Below are 1,656 nucleotides of genomic sequence, written 5' to 3'. Positions count from 1 at the left end.
GATCGCACTGACCGCGTTGGTCACCGCGCGGGTGCGGATCTGGGCGTCCACCCCGACACCGTCGATGGCGATCGAGGGCTCGTCCGGGTCCGTACCGACCGAGATCACCGCCCGCTCGGCCAGCTCCGCGACCGCCGCCGGGTCCTCGATGTCAATCCGCTGTTCCAGCGCGAGCTGGGTGACCGCGCGGTACATCGCCCCGGTGTCGAGGTATCGCAGGCCGAGGCGGCGGGCGATCTCGCGGGCCACGGTGCTCTTCCCCGACCCTCCGGGACCGTCGACCGCCACGATCAGACCCTCGGCCCCGCCTTCGTGGACCGCGGGACCATCTCCCTCGGACCCGAGCGGCGCAGACGTTCCCTCCCGGCTGTCGGTGACCGTGCTTCCCGCCGACAGCGCAGACCCGTGGTCGGGCTTCACCCGATTCCTCCGTCCCGGTCACATATAGAGTCGTCGGATCGCGCCCCCGCGGATGCCGACATGTGCAACCCGGATCAGGCTACTCGGTACGGCATCAGGATCGCCGGTATGCCGTCCAGCCGTTGAGCGTCAACCGGTCGACGAGCTCGTCCGCGGCCGTCGGATCCACCGCGAGCTCGACGATGCCGGCGGGTGCGTCAAGGCTGTGCTCGAAGGGCCCGACATCCTCAATGTTGATCTGCCACTGGCTGATGAAGCCGACGAGCGCGGCGAGCTGGCCGGGTCGGTCGTCGAGCACGACCCCCACCCAGCCCCAGGACTGCGCCGGGGCGCCGGGCTTGCGCGGAAGCAGCGCACGGCCGGCCTGGCCGCCCCGCATGAGCCGGGAGACCGCGGCGGTGACCTCGTCACCGGAACCGGTGTCGAGGACGTCGGCGAGCGCGGTGAGCTGGGCGCCGAGGGAACGCACCCGCTCGGCGATCGGGCCGCGGTTACCCTCGATGATCCCCGACCACAGCTCGGCGTCGCTGTCGGCGAGCCGGGTGGTGTCGCGGAACCCCTGCCCGACGAAGGGCACGTCCCGTTCCGGCAGCCCGACGAGCGCCCCCGCGAGCGCGCTCGCGACGATCTGGGGCACGTGGGAGACCGACGCCATCGCCGCGTCGTGACGCTGCGGGGTGGTCCGCACCGGCGTGGCCCCGCAGGCGAACGCCAGCGCCACCGTGGCGTGCACCGCGGCCGACCCGGTGTGCAGGACGGGACAGACCGCCCAGACCCGCTCGGCGAACAGGTCCGCCCGGGCGGAGACGGCCCCGTGCCGTTCCCGGCCGGCGATGGGGTGGGCCGGGCACCACGTCGTGAGGTCGCAGCCGAGCTGGACTCCCTCGACCAACGGTCGGACCTTGACGCTGCCGGCGTCGCTGATCGTGTCCGCGAGGCCGGAGCGGGCCAGGGCGCGTACCTGGACCGCGACACTCGGCAGTGGGGTGGCGACGACCGCATGATCGACCCGCTCCCCCGCCCACGGCCGCCCGGCCCCCATCTTCTCGGCAAGCGCGACCTGTGCCTCGTCCACGTCGCGGAGCAGGACTTCGACGCCCCTTGCCGACAGCGCGAGACCGATGCTGGTCCCGATCAGGCCCGTGCCGACGACCCCGACCCGGCGCAGGCGCGGAAGGCGTGCGGCATCCCATTCCAACCCGACCACGGCCTTGAGCCTAGCGGGAGTTTCCTAGA

2 protein-coding genes are annotated in these 1,656 nt (G+C 72.7%); both read right to left on the bottom strand.

Features of this window, described 5'->3' with window-relative positions; translation table 11 throughout:
* On the bottom strand, window positions 1–420 hold a 420-nt coding region (locus AC08ON_RS16420), incomplete at its 3' end, for a (d)CMP kinase (protein WP_476617284.1).
* 94 nt (window positions 421–514) lie between these two features.
* Complete coding sequence (locus tag AC08ON_RS16415) at window positions 515–1,627, bottom strand: prephenate dehydrogenase (RefSeq protein WP_476617283.1); 1,113 nt, start codon at window positions 1,625–1,627, stop codon at window positions 515–517.
* Between the last annotated feature and the right edge of the window lie 29 nt (window positions 1,628–1,656).

This window comes from Frankia sp. CoWAU3 (assembly GCF_977971855.1).
Note: the sequence above shows the minus strand (reverse complement) of the source record. Positions and strands in the feature narration are given on the sequence as shown.